This window comes from Rhizobium sp. PDO1-076, assembly GCF_000247475.1.
Taxonomy (GTDB): domain Bacteria; phylum Pseudomonadota; class Alphaproteobacteria; order Rhizobiales; family Rhizobiaceae; genus Allorhizobium.
In genome coordinates this window covers 1-15,905 of the sequence record NZ_AHZC01000009.1, presented here as the reverse complement: position 1 = coordinate 15,905, position 15,905 = coordinate 1, and the positions used below count along the sequence as shown (strand labels likewise).

General features: G+C 59.8%; 13 protein-coding genes. 9 read left to right on the top strand and 4 right to left on the bottom strand.

The features are described 5' to 3' along the window. Both PDO_RS00695 and paoA read right to left on the bottom strand, forming a co-directional pair. A partial coding sequence (locus PDO_RS00695) for an FAD binding domain-containing protein (protein ID WP_007596562.1) occupies nt 1-219 on the bottom strand: 219 nt, incomplete at its 3' end. After that, on the bottom strand, nt 216-734 hold the full coding sequence (paoA, locus tag PDO_RS00690; protein WP_007596560.1) for an aldehyde dehydrogenase iron-sulfur subunit PaoA: 519 nt from the start codon (nt 732-734) through the stop codon (nt 216-218). The genes PDO_RS00695 and paoA, both read right to left, overlap by 4 nt. Before the next feature lie 579 nt (nt 735-1,313). Here paoA and treY point away from each other — a divergent pair. Further along, nucleotides 1,314-3,797 carry a malto-oligosyltrehalose synthase gene (treY, locus tag PDO_RS00685; protein ID WP_007596558.1) on the top strand — a complete coding sequence of 828 codons (2,484 nt, stop codon included), beginning with the start codon at nt 1,314-1,316 and terminating at the stop codon, nt 3,795-3,797. A gap of 319 nt (nt 3,798-4,116) precedes the next feature. Here the strand turns inward: treY and PDO_RS00680 are convergent, their stop codons facing one another. Continuing rightward, nucleotides 4,117-6,252: a TonB-dependent siderophore receptor gene (locus tag PDO_RS00680; RefSeq protein ID WP_160167014.1), complete on the bottom strand. Its 2,136-nt coding sequence runs from the start codon at nt 6,250-6,252 to the stop codon at nt 4,117-4,119. Between the two features lie 251 nt (nt 6,253-6,503). Between PDO_RS00680 and PDO_RS00675 the strand changes: the two genes are divergently transcribed. From PDO_RS00675 to PDO_RS00655, 5 genes are all read left to right on the top strand, one after another. Beyond that, nucleotides 6,504-7,331, top strand: a complete 828-nt coding sequence (locus PDO_RS00675) for an ABC transporter ATP-binding protein (RefSeq protein WP_007596554.1) — start codon at nt 6,504-6,506, stop codon at nt 7,329-7,331. Next, nucleotides 7,328-8,341: a FecCD family ABC transporter permease gene (locus tag PDO_RS00670; RefSeq protein ID WP_007596552.1), complete on the top strand. Its 1,014-nt coding sequence runs from the start codon at nt 7,328-7,330 to the stop codon at nt 8,339-8,341. The genes PDO_RS00675 and PDO_RS00670 overlap by 4 nt, the downstream gene beginning before the upstream one ends. Beyond that, complete coding sequence (locus PDO_RS00665; RefSeq protein WP_007596550.1) at nt 8,338-9,372, top strand: FecCD family ABC transporter permease; 1,035 nt, start codon at nt 8,338-8,340, stop codon at nt 9,370-9,372. Before PDO_RS00670 ends, PDO_RS00665 begins: the two co-directional genes overlap by 4 nt. Nucleotides 9,373-9,379: 7 nt before the next feature. Continuing rightward, a complete protein-coding gene (locus PDO_RS00660; protein ID WP_007596548.1) occupies nt 9,380-10,315 on the top strand; it encodes an ABC transporter substrate-binding protein in 936 nt (311 codons plus the stop codon). A 151-nt stretch (nt 10,316-10,466) separates the two neighbouring features. Beyond that, complete coding sequence (locus PDO_RS00655; RefSeq protein ID WP_007596545.1) at nt 10,467-11,351, top strand: MurR/RpiR family transcriptional regulator; 885 nt, start codon at nt 10,467-10,469, stop codon at nt 11,349-11,351. A 239-nt stretch (nt 11,352-11,590) separates the two neighbouring features. Here PDO_RS00655 and PDO_RS00650 read toward each other — a convergent pair whose 3' ends face one another. Then, nucleotides 11,591-12,994 carry an aminotransferase-like domain-containing protein gene (locus PDO_RS00650; RefSeq protein WP_007596543.1) on the bottom strand — a complete coding sequence of 468 codons (1,404 nt, stop codon included), beginning with the start codon at nt 12,992-12,994 and terminating at the stop codon, nt 11,591-11,593. 338 nt (nt 12,995-13,332) lie between these two features. On the opposite strand from PDO_RS00650, the gene PDO_RS00645 reads away from it, so the two are divergent. From PDO_RS00645 to PDO_RS00635, 3 genes are all read left to right on the top strand, one after another. Beyond that, a complete protein-coding gene (locus PDO_RS00645; protein ID WP_007596540.1) occupies nt 13,333-13,815 on the top strand; it encodes an MSMEG_0572/Sll0783 family nitrogen starvation response protein in 483 nt (160 codons plus the stop codon). 83 nt (nt 13,816-13,898) lie between these two features. Beyond that, the gene (locus tag PDO_RS00640; protein WP_007596538.1) at nt 13,899-14,942 is read left to right on the top strand and encodes a Nit6803 family nitrilase; all 1,044 of its coding nucleotides are present in this window, start codon (nt 13,899-13,901) and stop codon (nt 14,940-14,942) included. Beyond that, nucleotides 14,869-15,905, top strand: a 1,037-nt coding sequence (locus PDO_RS00635; protein ID WP_037072130.1) for an MSMEG_0568 family radical SAM protein, incomplete at its 3' end; no start/stop codon positions are given. The genes PDO_RS00640 and PDO_RS00635, both read left to right, overlap by 74 nt.

Here is a 15,905-nt window from a genome sequence, read left to right as displayed (position 1 = left end):
CACCAGGGCGCCGATACGAAGACCACCGTCCGCGGTCTCCTCGATCCTGTCCAGACCAAGTCCGTTGACATCGATCAGATGCGTCGGAATTTCGATCTCAAGTTTCATCAAATCAAGGAGATTGGTGCCGCCTGCAATAAACTTTGCCTGCGGGTTGGAAGCCGCGGTCCCGACTGCTGCCTCGACCGACGACGCACGCTCATAGGTGAATGCTCTCATAGCGGTGCTCCCGCCACTTCCATCACCGCATCGATGATGTTCGAGTAGGCCCCGCACCGACAGATATTACCGCTCATGCGCTCGCGAATTTCCGCAGCAGTGACTGCCGTTTGCTCCGTGAGATCCTGGGTAACATGGCTCGGGATATTGGCTTTGATTTCTTCCAGCACTGCCACCGACGAACAGATCTGGCCTGGCGTGCAATATCCGCACTGGAAAGCGTCGCAATCGATAAAGGCTTGCTGCATGGGATGCAGGTGGCCTGGCTGTCCCAACCCTTCGATCGTCAGGATTTCATCGCCGCCATGCATCACTGCCAGCGTCAGACAGGCATTGATGCGCCGCCCTTCCACGATAACCGTACAGGCGCCACACTGGCCATGATCGCAGCCTTTCTTGGTTCCTGTGAGATGCAGATGCTCGCGCAACGCATCGAGCAGGCTGGTCCTGTTGTCTATTTCGAGATCGCAGACCTCACCGTTCACTTTGAAAGAGACTGCCGTTTTATGAAACATGCGTTCGCGCCGCCCTACGCCGTGACCTCGGCAGTTTAGGTTGCCGCGAGATTGCGGCTAATGCCTTAAGTCTATCTTGCCCGGAAAGTTCCAGTCGACATGATTTGCCTTTGTTGAGCCGGTCCGGATCCGTGCGTCCAGTGCTTTCTTTGGTACAGCCGGCGGAACTCACTCCCGGTTGAGACGTTTTGCCTTGGGGCTACAGGCACGGGAGCGACTGCGGTGGAAAAAGTTAAAATAGATGACCTCGAACAAGGGGCATCGACCGAAATATGGTCCGTCCGGGACTACTGCAAACGTGTGGGTGTCAACACGGCTGAAGAGGCCCGGCTTCTCACGCTTTTTGGCTCATTCGCGACCGCCGCAGAACTGCGTCACAATACGCGCAGAGAACAGCGTTTTCGCAGCCACTAAACTGGCAGAACTAAACTGGCAGACAAGCGCGGCACCCAAAGAGCGCCTGGCATTGGACGCTTGTGCCCTCATGTTTGTCCTCGTTTTCCCGCATATTTCTGTGTCTTTGTCAGCGAAGTATCTTCAAGGCTTGGCCAGTTGAACTGAACCCATTCGCGAGGAACCATGGCGCCAATCGCTGCAAGTTATCGCATTCAGTTCCGCAGCGGCATGACCTTTGATCGGGCGGCTCGGCAGCTACCCTATCTGCAAAACCTCGGGATCAGCCATATCTATGCGTCCCCCATATTCACGGCAACGCAGGGCTCTACCCACGGCTACGATGTCACCAATGTAACCGAGATCGATCCGTCACTCGGTGGAAGGGCTGCATTCAACGATTTCAGTCGCCGCCTCCAGGATCTGGGCATGGGGCTGATCCTCGATATCGTCCCCAATCACATGGCAGCCTCCTTGGAAAATCCCTGGTGGCACTCTGTGCTGAATGAAGGAAAAGATAGCCGCTACGCCTCATTTTTTGACATCGATTGGTCCGAGCCGATCACCCTGCCCCATCTCGATCTGCCCTTTGATGACGCGGCAGCCGATGGCAAAATCAAACTGGTGCGCGATGACACCGGCTTGCTGGCACTGCAATATGGGGAACAGCGCTATCCCTTGTGCGAAGAGAGCCGCGCCTGGCTTCAAGAACTCGGGCACGTAATCGACGATGATCTCTCGGCCTTTGCGAGCGTTGTGGAAAACCTCAGAGCTTTGCACGACCGCCAGCACTGGCGACTCGTTCCGTGGACATCCGCGTCGAGCCACCTGTCCTATCGCCGTTTCTTCGAGGTCACTGGCCTGGTCGGCATTCGCGTGGAGGATCCGATGTTTTTTGACGCGATGCACGCGCTTGTTTTCGAGCTGGTCCGAGACGGACAGGTCGATGCGTTGCGCATTGACCATATTGATGGTCTCGCCGACCCGAATGCATATCTCGAAAACCTGCGCCGCGCGGTCGGCGCCGATGTTCCGGTTTTTGTCGAAAAGATCCTCTCTGCCGGGGAGAGCTTGCCGGCGACCTGGCCGGTGGCAGGTACGACCGGATATGAGTTCATCAGTGCGCTCAGCGATCTGTTCATCAGCCGAAAGGGGCTTGCTCAACTGAGCCAGCAATACAGTGCCCTCGTGCCCAGCATGGCCGATCCCAAAAGCGGGTTGCGGCAGGCCAAGTACGAGATGGTCACGGTCAATTTTGCCGGAGAGGTCAATCGGCTCGTGCAGATTATGGCGGGCTTGCTGCCGAGTGTCGAGCTGCCGTCACTGGCTGACGCAATCAGGGAGCTGCTGATCGCCTTCCCGGTTTACAGATTATACAGTACGACCAAGGTCTTGACCGCCGAAGAGAACAAGGTCCTCGATCGCGCGGCAGGACTGGCACGAAAACACGTGGATGACAGGACGGCCCTTGATGCGGTCGTCAATATTCTGCGCGGTCAAGCCCCGACTGCAAGAGATCCTGCAGAGTTCAGATGCCGGTTTCAGCAATTGGCGGGTCCGATCATGGCAAAGGCGACGGAAGATACGTTTTTCTACCGATACAACTGCCTCTTGGCTGCCAACGAAGTCGGAAGCGAACCAGCGGCTGAGCCCTCCGGCATTGCAGGTTTTCACCTTCAGATGCAGCGCCGATTGCGCCAGCAACCGCTTGGCATATCATCCACATCGACCCATGATACCAAACGCGGCGAGGACGCCCGCGCAAGACTGTATGCGCTCAGTGAAGGCGCCGATGCATGGATGACCGCCTTGCCGCGATGGCGACTGAGCAATTCAAGACTGGTCTCGCACCGATCAGACGGCATGGTTCCCGATCTGAATGTGGAGTGGATGCTGTATCAGACCCTGCTCGGCATCATTCCGTCTGATGTCAACGTGGCAGATCTCCCCGGTCTTCAGGACCGGTTTTGCGCCTATGCCGTCAAGGCCCTGCGCGAGGCGAAGCTGAACACCAACTGGACTGCACCCGACAGCAGCTATGAGGATGCGGTGCAGCGATTTGCCCGCGGCCTCGTGTCGATCGATAACCTCGACTTTCTGACGGAGTTTGCCGACTTCTCACGACCGTTTGTCGCAAGTGGCAAACTGAATAGCCTCGTCCAGACGCTGGTGAAACTGACGGCGCCGGGCGTGCCCGACTTTTACCAGGGAGCGGAGGGGCTCGACTTTTCGATGGTCGATCCCGACAACCGTCGTCCCTGGAAACAGGATGAACCGGTGGCAAAGAACGCTGAATTCGTCGTCCAAAGCAAATTGGAGATAATCAAACGTGGCCTGTCGCTGAGACAGCGAAACCATCTGCTTTTCGAGCAAGGCGCGTATGTGCCGTTGACGGTCGAGGGTGCGCGCAAGGATCAGGTGCTGGCGTTTGCCAGGCAGGCAGGTGGCGAGCTCGTCGTTGTGGTGGCCCCGCTGCGGCTGTTCGGCGTGATCGGGGAAACCAGTTTGACCGCCGATCCCTCGTTCTGGGAGGATACAATCGTCCGCATTCCAGCCACGGCGAACAGCATATTGCGCGATGTCATCAGCGACAAAACGCATGTTTGTGGAGACGTGTTCGTCGCCGATATCCTCACAGCACCCGTCGCCCTCCTGACGTCGACGACGTGACAACCTGAGAGGGATAGATCGAAGCGCGGCGCGTTCGCTTCCTCACACCGCCGCTGATCCAGATCCATGAGAAGGGATGGCGGCATACGGCCAAAGTCTCTTGGACCCATCGGTGGAAGCCGGCGCCATCGCACGAAAACCTCGGTAGCGGCCAAGCCCAGGACGACGCACCTGCTGCCTGCTGGTCGCTATCTTTACCGGAACGACGCGCCTGGTCAGGCGGCTGATCGTGAGGTAGCATGCGCCGACTGATGGAACGGCAAACCACCTGGCACGACAAGACCGAACCTGAAGGTCTCGGTCTTTACGCTGATTTTCCTCAGAATTTCATGCCGATCGAAAGAGCGGCATTGAAGGATTGACCGACGGAAACACCATAAGCCGAGCTTCCGATCGAGGACGTGTAATAAGTCTTGTCGAAAATATTGTTCAGGTTGAGCTGGATCTCGATCGGGTGTTCTCTCTCGATCGTATAGCTGGCGAACAGGTCAACAACGCCGTATCCCGGCAGATAGAAGCTGTTATCGGCATCGCCGGCGCGCCGGCCGACCCCCTTGATGCCACCACCGAAACGCAGGCTACCGGCACCATCAAATACCTCTCCATAATTATAGGCGAGGCGGAGCGACCCAGTATTACGGGCCACATTCGCCAGCTCGTTTCCGGCGTAGTCCGGATCCTCGACAACGACCGCATCGGTCAACCCATAGCTTCCGATGACTTGCAGCTCGTCCGTCACCTGGCCAGCGAGGTCCAGCTCGACACCTCGGGAGCGCACGAGCCCGGCGGTGCGATAAACCGTTTCGCCATCCACCGTTTGAGAATAGGCGACATTCTTCTTTTCCGCGTAGAAGAAGGCCAGAGTGCCGCTCAGCCAGTCGGTGACATCCATCTTGGAGCCGATCTCATAGGAGATGCCCTCTTCGGGGTCGAGATTGCCATAGGCGCTGTTGATCGAGCTGTTCGGCCGGAATGTGCGGGCGACATTGGTATAGAGCGAGGCATCCGGACGGAATTCCCAGACCAGACCGGCATTGGGGATGACGGCGTTGCCGTCACTGTCCGAATTGACCGTATCGCCGCTGCCGGCGGTGATGTCGTAATGCTCAAGGCGAAGGCCGGCAACCGCGATCAACTGATCTGTGAGATGGACGCGGTCCTGCGCATAGACTGCCTGGGTCAGCATGTGCTGATATTCTTCGGTCGCGGTTGCCGCATTGTAGGTGCAAGGGGAAATCGCGCCATAGACGGGGTTGTTGACGTTGAGACGATTGTTCGCATTGCAGGTCTGAAGGGCGGCGCGGGCGATGTCTTCCTTGCGAAGCGCAGCCCCGAAGAGGAATTCGTTGTCGAAGCCGAATAGGTCCTCGCTACCGGTGAGGTCGGCCCGCAGCGAATGGATCGTCGTGTCGTAGTAGCCGCGCACATCCGAGCGACGGGTCAGGATGCCGGTCGTCGCATTATAAGCGGTGGCGCGCGTCTGGTCGGCGGTGAAACTGTCCTCGCTATAGGCATAGTTGATGCTCGCGACCCAATCGCCGCCGAGCTGCTGCTTGACGGAAGCCTTGAAGAGGTCGGAGGCACCATCAACCTCGGACCAGGCCTCGTCGAGCCGCTGACGCGGGCTGATGTCGAGGAAGGTGCCTGTCGCCGCGCTGTAGACGGTGCCGCGATCATAGGGCGTCAGATAATCGTTGTGCGTGTAGGACATGTCGATTTCGGTTCCGTCACGCTCCCACGTCAGCGACGGGGCAATCAGCCAGTTCTTGTTCTCCCCGAAATTGCGCCAGTAATCGCCGTTCTCCCCCTCTGCGATCAGGCGGTAGGAAAAGCCGCTGTCGCCGGCCGGGCCCGTCACGTCGAAACCGGCTTTGCTGGAATAGCGTCCCGCACCATAGGCGTAGAACTTCGACCAGGCCTCAGCCGAGAACGTATCTTCTGGCTTCTTGGTCACCACGTTGACCATGCCGCCGGGATCAAGGACCCCATAAAGGGTCGATGCCGGCCCCTTGAGCACTTCGACATAATCAGTTGTCGCATTGAAACTGTGCGGCAATGCGGTGTTCAGTCCGTCTGTGAGGATCGATCCATCCCGGCTCTCGCCAAACCCACGGCGGATGATCGCATCATTCGCGCCGGCAATCGTGTTGCCCTGGGTGATGCCACTGACATCCGACAGGGCCTCATCGAGATTGTTCGCCGCCTTGTCCTTCAGCGCCTGGGGCGCAACGGTGGTGACTGCCTGAGGTATCATTGTGATCGGCGTATCGCTGCGCGTCGCCGTCGAACTACGCGCTGTTTTGTAACTCTTGCCCTTCTGCCCATCGGCATCAACCACGATGATCCCGAGCTCCGTGGCGTTTTCATCCTGAGCAATAGCTGGACGGAAAAGCAGCTGTGCCGGCATGCTGAGTGTCAGGGTGAAACAAAGGGCGGAAAGAGAGTTGGATTTCATCATGGCGTCGCAGCAAGAGTTGAGGGAGGCCGCCTGATCTTATAGTGGAATGTAGTAGTCAAGATAAAGACATATTCAGAGGCCACCCACCATGACGCTAAATCCGCAAATACGGCACGACGAACGGCACAAGTGCGCGGCTTTACGCCCCCTTTTGGGTCCCGGCGAACATTTTTCGACCCGATGTTTCTTGACTACTACATTCATGTATGCCGACAAGGCGGGATCAGAAACACGAGCCGTAGCCTGCAATGATCGAAAACGCTGAAATCAGCCTGCAACAGGGCATTGCTGCGCATGATTTGTCAGCCGGCTACGGCAGTGTAAACGCCATACGGGATATTCAACTCCGCATCGAAGAAGGGCGCATGACGGCGCTTTTGGGGCCGAACGGCTCAGGAAAGTCGACTCTCCTGTCCGCTCTTGCGCGCTTGCTGCCTGCAAGAGCCGGAACCATTGTGCTCGACGGCCACGACATCGCCCAACTGCAACCGCGCCAGATGGCCCGCAAGCTCGGGCTGTTGCCACAGCAACCGCCGGTACCGGAAGGCATCACCGTCTTTGATCTGGTGGCGCGCGGACGCTTTCCACACCAGGGCTTCCTTCGCCACTGGAGCAATCAAGACGAAAGCGCCGTCACCGAAGCGATCACGCTGACCGGAATAGCCGATCTCGCAGAGCGGCAGGTCGAGACCTTGTCCGGCGGACAGCGCCAACGTGTCTGGATTGCCATGGTGCTGGCGCAGGAAACGCCATTGCTGCTGCTCGACGAACCAACCACCTTTCTCGATGTCGCCCACCAGGTTGCCATCCTCGATCTCTTGCGGAATCTGGTCCGTCATCACAGGCGCACCGTGGTCTGCGTCCTCCATGACCTGAACATGGCACTGCAATATGCCGATCGGCTGGTCTTCCTGAAAGAGGGTGTTGTCAGGCATGTCCTGTCCGCCGCGACCGATTGTACCGACGAGATTGTCCGGGATGTCTTCGACCTGCAGGCGGTCACCATGCTTCACCCGCAAACGGGCCTGCCTGTCTTCTTGCCTTACGCTCCGACCCTGCCTGGAGATGCCGCATGAATGCTGGCGCTCTGCGTGCTCGCCAGCGTCAAAGGCATTATCTTCTGGTGACACTGGTCGTCATCGCGATCCTTGCTGCGTGCCATATCCTGCAGGGGCCACGCAGCATCCCGCTGCATTCCTATCTCAGCCTTCTGCAGAGCCCAGGCCAGCAAAGCTTCGATGAGTTCGTGATCCTCTTCCTGCGCCTGCCTCGTATCCTCGCCGCCGTTGCCGCCGGCGCAGCGCTCGGTGCCTCTGGCTTCCTCTTGCAGACCGCCATGCGCAATCGTCTCGGCGAACCCCAGATCCTCGGACTGAATGCGGGCGCCAGTCTCGCTGTCGTGCTGCTGAACACCTATCCGCTTTTCCCGCTACCGCCTCTGTTGACGCCGTTTGCCGCCAGTTTCGGGGCCGGCGCGCTATTCGGCTTGGTTCTTCTGCTCTCCACAGCAGGCCGAAACCGGTTCGATCCGGATAAGATGGTGTTCTTCGGGATTGCCCTGTCGGCTCTCGCCAACGCGATTGTCTCGGCTGTACTCATCCTCAACGAGGACACCCTGGAAGAGCTGCGTTTCTGGCTCGTCGGAGATACCGCCGGCATCGGCTATGCCGCGCTGGCGGCAACGGTCCCGACCATCCTGATCGGTCTCCTCTTCGGCTGCTTGCTCATGCCGTCGCTTGCCGCCTTCACGCTCGGCGAGACAATCGCTTCATCGCTCGGGGCATCCGTCCGCCGCACACGTATTGCGGCGCTCCTGGTCACCGCCCTCCTGTCCGGTTCCGCTGTCTCCCTTGTCGGCCCCATCGGCTTCATCGGCCTGATCGCTCCGGCGTTCTGGCCAAGGCTTCACCAGCTTCCGTCGGCAATGGCACTTTTGCTCTCCGCCATGTCGGGCTCGGCCTTGCTGCTTGCAGCCGATCTTCTGGCCGTCAGTCTGATGGCACCGGTGGAATTGCCGACCGGCGCGCTAACAGGTCTCGCCGGCGCACCGGTTTTCATCTGGCTGGTCGCGAGGAAACTGACATGAAGGTCCGGGGTGTCATATGGCGCACGGGCGGCTTTTCGCTACGCCTTAGCCCCGGTTCCTGGGCAACCAACGCGCTGCTTGCCGCTTCGCTCATGCTCCTGGTCTTCCTCGGCCTCGGATCAGGCAGCCTGCCCCTCGGCCCGGCGACGATAGCGAACTGGCTTCTCTTCAGACATGTCGGTTGGACGGAGGCCATCGTCCTGGAAAACCTGCGGGCACCGCGCCTGCTTCTTGCTGTGACGAGCGGCGGGATGCTGGCGCTGGCAGGCGCCCTGACACAGCACGTCACCCGCAACGGGCTTGCCGATCCGAGCCTGATCGGGATGAAGGCCGGCGCAGCACTCTGCATTGTCGCCCTGATCCTGGTCTGGCCCGCTGCCCCGCTGGCGCTTCGGCCAGTCGTCGGCCTTGCCGGCGGACTGGCAGCAGGCCTGTCGGTTGTACTTCTTGCCCGCGGAGCCTCGCCGCTGAAATTCATCATGGTCGGCGTTGGACTTTCGTGGTGCCTCTCATCGATGCTGGTCGTCATGCTTACGTCTGCCGACATTCGCAGTCTGCAGCGGGCTATGATCTGGCTGGCTGGCAGTCTGGAAGGGGCAAACTGGCCGACCGTCCAGCTGGCGGCGGCAATCCTGTTGGGCTCGGCGATCGTCCTGCTGTCTCTGGCGCGTCATGCGGAACTCGAAGACATGGGAGACGCCAAGGCGTCAACGCTCGGCGTCAGGCTGACATGGGTGCGGATCTCCTGTCTCGTGGCAACCGTATTCCTCGTTGCCGGCGCCGTATCTGTTGCAGGCGGATTGGGCTTTGTCGGCCTGGTTGCGCCGCATCTGGCCCGGATATTGCCAAGCCAGGATTTGAGGGGGCGCCTGATATCCGCCACCTTGATCGGCGCGCTCCTCGTTCTGGCGGCCGACCTTTTGGGCGCCAGTCTGTTTGCACCGATCCGCCTACCGGTCGGCGTTTCTCTCGCCATAATCGGCGCCCCATTGCTAGTGCTTTTGCTTTGGCTGCGTCGAAACAGGATATGAACCCGCAATGAAGTCGCTGCTTTCAACCCTGGTCGTCGTGTTTTGCACGTCCATCCCCGCTCTCGCCGAGCCGCTCAGGCTGGTGGACGACCTCGGGCGGGTGGTCGTCCTGGACCGACCGGCAACCCGCGTCGTGTCCGACTACGACATCGATTTGACGATCCCGCTGATCGAACTCGGCATTGTGCCGATTGCCAGCCATGGACGGATCAGGGGCGATGGCACGCCCTATTTGCGGTCTTCAAAATTGCTCACCGGTGTCGACTTCGACAACAGCGACATCATTTTTCTGGGCGCTGCGGAGATCGATCTGGAAAGGGTTGCGGCGCTGAAGCCGGATCTCATCGTCACGGAAGCCTCACGTTCGACGCCCGTCGAAAAGCTCGAGCAACTTGCCCCGACCCTGGTCATTAACTCCGACCTGGGCGCGCCGCATGTCTACACGCTGCTGGCCGCGGCAACGGGCAGGGAACCAGAACGCTTTCGGCTCGATAGCCGCTACAAGGCGCAGATCGCGCTCCTGAAGGCCGAGGTCCGGACGGAGACGCACACCGTTTCGGTGTTTCAACCGCTGCGGGGCAAGCTGAATGTATATCGCAGTTACCGGGCGATCGGGCAGGTCCTGCGTGATGCCGGATTTCTATTTCCGCGTTTGATGGACGAGATACCCGAAGGTCAAAGCATAGTCGTCAGCGCCGAACGATTGCAGGAACTCGATGCAGACGTGATCTTCGACCCATATCGATCGGATCGCAAAGCGGGTGCCAAGGCAGAGATAGAGGCAATGGAGAAAATCATTCCCGGCTTCTGCCGATTTCTTGCCGCCTGCCGAGAGGGGCGATACATCCTGATACCCCGTGAAGAGGCAATCTCGAACTCCTATGCAGCCCTGTCACGCATGGTGGCGACCGTTCAGACGGCCTTCGGACCACGCCCGGATTGACCGGTTTTCCATTGCGCTGAAACGACTTCGAGACAAGGGCAATTGGTCGGCCGGGTTCACTCTCATATCTCATCAGTATAGCAGTAGATTGGTTCACGGCCTGCCATTTCTCCCGATCAATGCAAGGACGGCGTGTCGATAGGAAAGCTTGATGTCCACACCTGAAAAACCGAACAGACTGAAAGACCGATTGGGCGAGCAGCTCGCCAAGCGTCGACACAAGCTTTCCCCAGGGCTTTTGAAGGTTCTGGAGTTCATCGACGCAAATCGTCACCGGGTTCTGGGTCTTTCCGCGCTGGAGATCGGATTCGAGGCGGGAGCGTCGGATGCCACGGTCATCCGCGCCATCCAAGCTCTCGGCTTCAGTGGCATCCGCGAATTGAAGGATGTCCTGGAAGCCTGGCTCGGCGAGACAGATTCTCCGATCGAGAAGATGGCGTCAACGCTTCGCGATGTCGATGGCGAAGTCAATCATGCGATCGATTTCACCCTGCAATCGACCGCCGCCACCGTAGAACACCTGTCCAACCCGGAAAATCGCGCCGCAATCAGTCGGATCGCAGGCCTCTTCACTGAGGCGAAAGGCGTGGCAATCTTCGGCATCGGCGCCTCTGGAATTATTGCGGAGTACGGAGCGAGGCTTTTCGCCCGCTCAGGCATGCCAAGCCATGCCCTCAATGCCACCGGCATTGCCCTTGCCGAGCAATTGCTTGCCTTGCAGCCGGGTCATCTGCTGGTCATGTTGCTGCACGGGCGGTCGCACCGCGAGGCCATGGCATCCATCAGCGAAGCCGAGCGACTGGGTCTGCCGATCGTGATGATCCTCGGCAAGGCCGACACACCGCTTCGCAGCCACGCTCGGGAAGTCTTGATGCTGCCTCGCAGCAATTCCGAACGCTTAGCCCTGCACGCACCGTCGTTGATCGCCCTGGAACTGCTGCACGTCATATACTCGATGGTGAAGCCGGAGGCGACGCTTGCCTCGCTGGAACGTCTCATCGAGCTGAGGACACTGGTTCGTCCCAGTGGAAAATAAAGGCCTCGCAAAACCTCCATCCGAAGGTTCATCGCCATTCTTGTCCTCAATGATCGCCTCAATCCAAAGAGGGTATGAAGCCGGACCACAAGCTAGTCCGTTTCGCCGACCCCTTCCCGGGCAGCACCAGGATGTGACGCTTTGGCCGATTGCTTGATGGCACAAACGGAGCGACGTCAGTGGAGAGACTGGCTTACAGAACGGACTGGACCCTCAATCATGCCTACCCAGTTCAGACGTCAGAAGAAGGTGCCGGCCATTTCTGGTGAGCCGTCCAAAGCGTGGCCCATGAATTCGAGTGCACCCTTCAGCGTCTCGCGTCGGATCGGCCCTCCAAGGCAAACGCGAACGGCTTCCTCGGCCATGCCATCGACCGTGAAGGCGTCGCTGGCAACGACGCCGATGCCGGACGCGCGCATGTGAGTGCCGAAGGTTGAGCGCGTCCAGCCGTTTGTCAGGGGAAGCCATATGTTGAAGCTGATCGGGTCGCTCTTATAACTGCCCGCCGGCAGCACTTCGGCAACCAGCGCCTGGCGGGCGGCGGCTTCGGTGCGGATGAAGCGCAGGATGCTGTCGGCTGTGCCGTCCTCGATCCAGCGCGTCGCAAGTGCGGCGGACAGGGGCGATGCCATGACGCTTGCCGCACGCATGGCACTGACGAAGGGCCAGGCGGCTTTTGTGTCGGGCACCACGACATAGGCGAGCCGCAGACCGGCACCGATGCATTTTGCCAGACCACCGATGTGCCAGGTCAGGTCCGGGGCCATAGCGGCAAGCGGAGCCGGGCTGTGAAGCGGGATGAAGCCATAGGCATCATCCTCGACGATCGGCACATGATATTTGCGGGCGACCGCGCAGATTTCCTCCCGCCGCTTTTCCGGAATGGTCAGGGTCATCGGGTTCTGCAGCGTCGGATTGAGATAGAGCGCCTTCGGCTTGGCAGCCTTGCAGATCTCGGCAAAGGCCGCCGGGATGATGCCCTCCGCATCCATCGGCAGGCCCTTCAGGTTAAGGCGGAGCTGAGCGGCAATCGAGCGCATGCCGGGATAGGTGATGTTTTCGGAAAGCACCATATCGCCGGGTTTTGCCAGAAGCCCGAAAATGGCCAGCAATGCCGGATGGGCACCGGGCGTAACGAAGATGCGTTCCTGGGAAGGCACGAGGCCACGGCGACTGAGCCAGGAGGCCGCAGCCTCCTTGTCCATCCCCGCGCCGCCGAAACCCTGATAGCGCAGAAGCGGGATCATGTTGGTGGCAACGGCGGAAAGCCCCTCCTGCATGCGTGCGAGAAGATCGGGATCTTCCGGCTCCGGCGGCATGTTCATGGAGAAGTCGACGACGGATGTGCGGCGAGAATCGACCGCGGCACTGGAGACAAAACCGCGCCGCTCCTTTTCCTGACCGCCGGTGACAAAAGTTCCGCGTCCGACATGAGTTGCGACAAGGCCGCGCTTCTGTGCCTCGACATAGCCGCGCGCAACCGTGGTGAAATCGATGGTCAGACGTTTTGCCAGATCTCGCTGTGGGGGCAACCTGTCGCCGACCAGGAGCTTGCCACTCTTCAAGTCCATCTCGATGATATCGGCAATCGCCATGTAGCGCGGACCGCTGCTGCGGGAGAGGTCGGGGATCCAGGTCTTCATGAGAACTCGTCAAATGTGAACATTGACTGTATATTGTTGCTTTTTTCACCTGTCACTAGGAAATCGATCTTTCAACTGAAATGAGATGCACCGACATCGAGCGATGATGAATGATGGCATATTGACTGCATTCAAACTCGATCGATTCGCCTATGCGTTTAGCAGGAATTTGCCCTGATATTAGCACTGCAATTTTGAAGATCCTACAATTGACTGCCACATTGACTGTATTTTGCATCGTTTTGATTTGATATTAGGCAAAAACCAATCTGGCATAGCCTTTGCAATTGAATGGCAGTGGCCCGTCCCATGGGCCGACCTCGAAACAGGAGCCATTCATGCCCGCAATCACCGCACCGGCCCACGCAGATGGGGACTTCTTCGTCGACTACGAGGAAAAGGTTTTCGAAGACATTCAGGCCAATGAAGGCGAAAAAGCCCTCATCACCTTCCATACCGTCGCTTTCGAGGGTTCCATCGGCCTCGTCAACCTGCTGCAGGCCAAACGCCTCAAGCGCAAGGGCTATGACACGTCCATCCTGCTCTACGGCCCCGGCGTCACGCTCGGCATCCAGCGCGGCTTCCCCAAGCTCGGCTCCGAAGCTTTTCCGGGGCACCTGAACTTCAACAACCAGATCAAGGGTTTTCTCGAGGAAGGCGGCAAGGTCTATGCCTGCCGTTTTGCCCTTCAGGCCCTCTACGGCCATGGCGAGCCGTCGCTGATCCCCGGCATCACGCCCATCAGCCCTCTCGACGTACTGGATCTCATGCTGATCCACCGCCGTGCCGGCGCTGTCATTCTGGACACCTGGACGCTCTGACCCGACGCCCCCGCGCCAATCCTGGCGCGTGCTGAAGGCGGGGCTAGCCCCCGCCTCCTTCACCTCAACGCAAGGAACTCGTCATGGATAAAAGCAGGACCGTTCGGGCCGCCGCGGCCCAGATCGCGCCGGATCTCACTTCGCGCGACAAGACGCTTGCCCGTGTGCTGGAAACGATCCGCGAGGCCGCCGCCAAGAGCGCGGACCTGATCGTCTTCCCGGAGACATTCGTCCCCTGGTATCCCTATTTTTCCTTCGTCCTGCCCCCGGTCCTTTCCGGCCGCGAGCATCTCCGCCTTTATGAGGAAGCGGTCACGGTCCCCAGTGCCACGACCGACTCGGTTGCGGCAGCGGCGCGCGAGCACGGCATCGTCGTCGCACTCGGCGTCAACGAGCGGGATCATGGCACGCTCTACAATACCCAGCTCATCTTCGATGCGGATGGCGCGCTTGTTCTCAAGCGACGCAAGATCACCCCGACCTTCCATGAGCGGATGATCTGGGGCCAGGGCGATGCGTCCGGTCTCAAGGTGGTCGACAGCAAGGTTGGCCGCATTGGTGCGCTGGCCTGCTGGGAGCACTACAATCCCCTTGCCCGCTATGCGCTGATGGCGCAGCATGAGGAAATCCATGTCGCGCAGTTTCCAGGTTCCATGGTCGGGCCGATCTTCGCCGACCAGATGGAAGTCACCATCCGCCACCATGCGCTGGAAAGCGGCTGCTTCGTCGTCAACGCCACCGGCTGGCTGACAGACGAGCAGATCCGCTCGATCACCCCGGACGAAGGTCTGCAAAAGGCCCTGCGCGGCGGCTGCATGACGGCGATCATCTCGCCCGAGGGAAAACACCTCGCAGCCCCGATCACCGAGGGCGAAGGCATTCTGATCGCCGATCTCGACATGAGCCTCATCCTCAAGCGCAAGCGGATGATGGATTCCGTCGGCCATTATGCACGCCCGGAACTCCTGCACCTCGTGATCGACGATCGCCCGGCAAACCCGATGGTGACAGCCCATACATTCCTCGAAACAGCGCCGACAGGGAGCAATACCGATGGACACCAGACCCCAGCTTTCGACGGAAACACTGATCAACGAATTGCAATCGTTCGGCGCGAGGCTCGTTGATCCGAAGGCCGGCCACGAAAGCCGCCGCGGCGGCGCCGGCCCTTCCGATCACAAGGCGCTGACCATCGACGGCATGACGGTCATGGTCCCGGTTCACACCGCGCCCGCCTTCGAAAGCCCCTATCTTGTCGAAAAGCCGGATGACGCCGGCAACAGCCGCATCAGCCGTGACGGCCGCGTCATCGGCGAAGTCGCCTTCCCCTTGCGCCCGCGCTTCTACGAGCGCTCGACGGCGGACGGCGTTCCCTACTCGCAGATTGCCGTGCTGCACGGACGCGACGTGCTGGCAACGACCGTGCTGCAGACCTGCATTCGTTACCAGAGCCGGACAAAGACCTGTCAGTTCTGCGCCATCGGACAATCTCTGGCAGCTGGCCGTACCGTCGCACACAAGACGCCGGCGCAGCTTGCGGAAGTCGCCAAGGCTGCCGTCGAATTGGACGGAGTCAAGCATATGGTCATGACAACGGGCACGCCGAAGGGCGATGACCGGGGTGCCGCGGTTCTGGCGGAGAGCGCGCGCGCCATCAAGGCGGCCGTCGATATCCCGATCCAGGCACAGTGCGAGCCACCGGAAGACGACATCTGGTTTTCCCGGATGAAGGAAGCCGGCGTCGATGCGCTCGGCATGCATCTGGAAGTCGTGACGCCGGAAATCCGCGCCCGCATCATGCCGGGCAAGGCGCAGGTGGGCATCGAGAAATACATGGCCTCCTTCAAGGCGGCGGTCGAAGTGTTCGGGCGCGGTCAGGTCTCCACCTATATCCTCGCCGGACTTGGAGACACGCGCGAAGCCATCCTCGATATCTGCGAAAGGCTTGTGGCGATCGGCGTCTATCCCTTCGTTGTGCCCTTCGTGCCGATCTCGGGCACGCCGCTCGAAAGCCACCCCGCGCCAAAACCCGACTTCATGCACTCGATCCTCGGCCCGCTGTCGAAAATGCTCGTGGAGAGCGGCCTACG

Coding starts and splice junctions, on each gene's coding strand:
- paoA (WP_007596560.1), bottom strand. CDS start 734: ATGTTTCATAAAACGGCAGTCTCTTTCAAAGTGAACGGTGAGGTCTGC.
- treY (WP_007596558.1), top strand. CDS start 1,314: ATGGCGCCAATCGCTGCAAGTTATCGCATTCAGTTCCGCAGCGGCATG.
- PDO_RS00680 (WP_160167014.1), bottom strand. CDS start 6,252: ATGAAATCCAACTCTCTTTCCGCCCTTTGTTTCACCCTGACACTCAGC.
- PDO_RS00675 (WP_007596554.1), top strand. CDS start 6,504: ATGATCGAAAACGCTGAAATCAGCCTGCAACAGGGCATTGCTGCGCAT.
- PDO_RS00670 (WP_007596552.1), top strand. CDS start 7,328: ATGAATGCTGGCGCTCTGCGTGCTCGCCAGCGTCAAAGGCATTATCTT.
- PDO_RS00665 (WP_007596550.1), top strand. CDS start 8,338: ATGAAGGTCCGGGGTGTCATATGGCGCACGGGCGGCTTTTCGCTACGC.
- PDO_RS00660 (WP_007596548.1), top strand. CDS start 9,380: ATGAAGTCGCTGCTTTCAACCCTGGTCGTCGTGTTTTGCACGTCCATC.
- PDO_RS00655 (WP_007596545.1), top strand. CDS start 10,467: ATGTCCACACCTGAAAAACCGAACAGACTGAAAGACCGATTGGGCGAG.
- PDO_RS00650 (WP_007596543.1), bottom strand. CDS start 12,994: ATGAAGACCTGGATCCCCGACCTCTCCCGCAGCAGCGGTCCGCGCTAC.
- PDO_RS00645 (WP_007596540.1), top strand. CDS start 13,333: ATGCCCGCAATCACCGCACCGGCCCACGCAGATGGGGACTTCTTCGTC.
- PDO_RS00640 (WP_007596538.1), top strand. CDS start 13,899: ATGGATAAAAGCAGGACCGTTCGGGCCGCCGCGGCCCAGATCGCGCCG.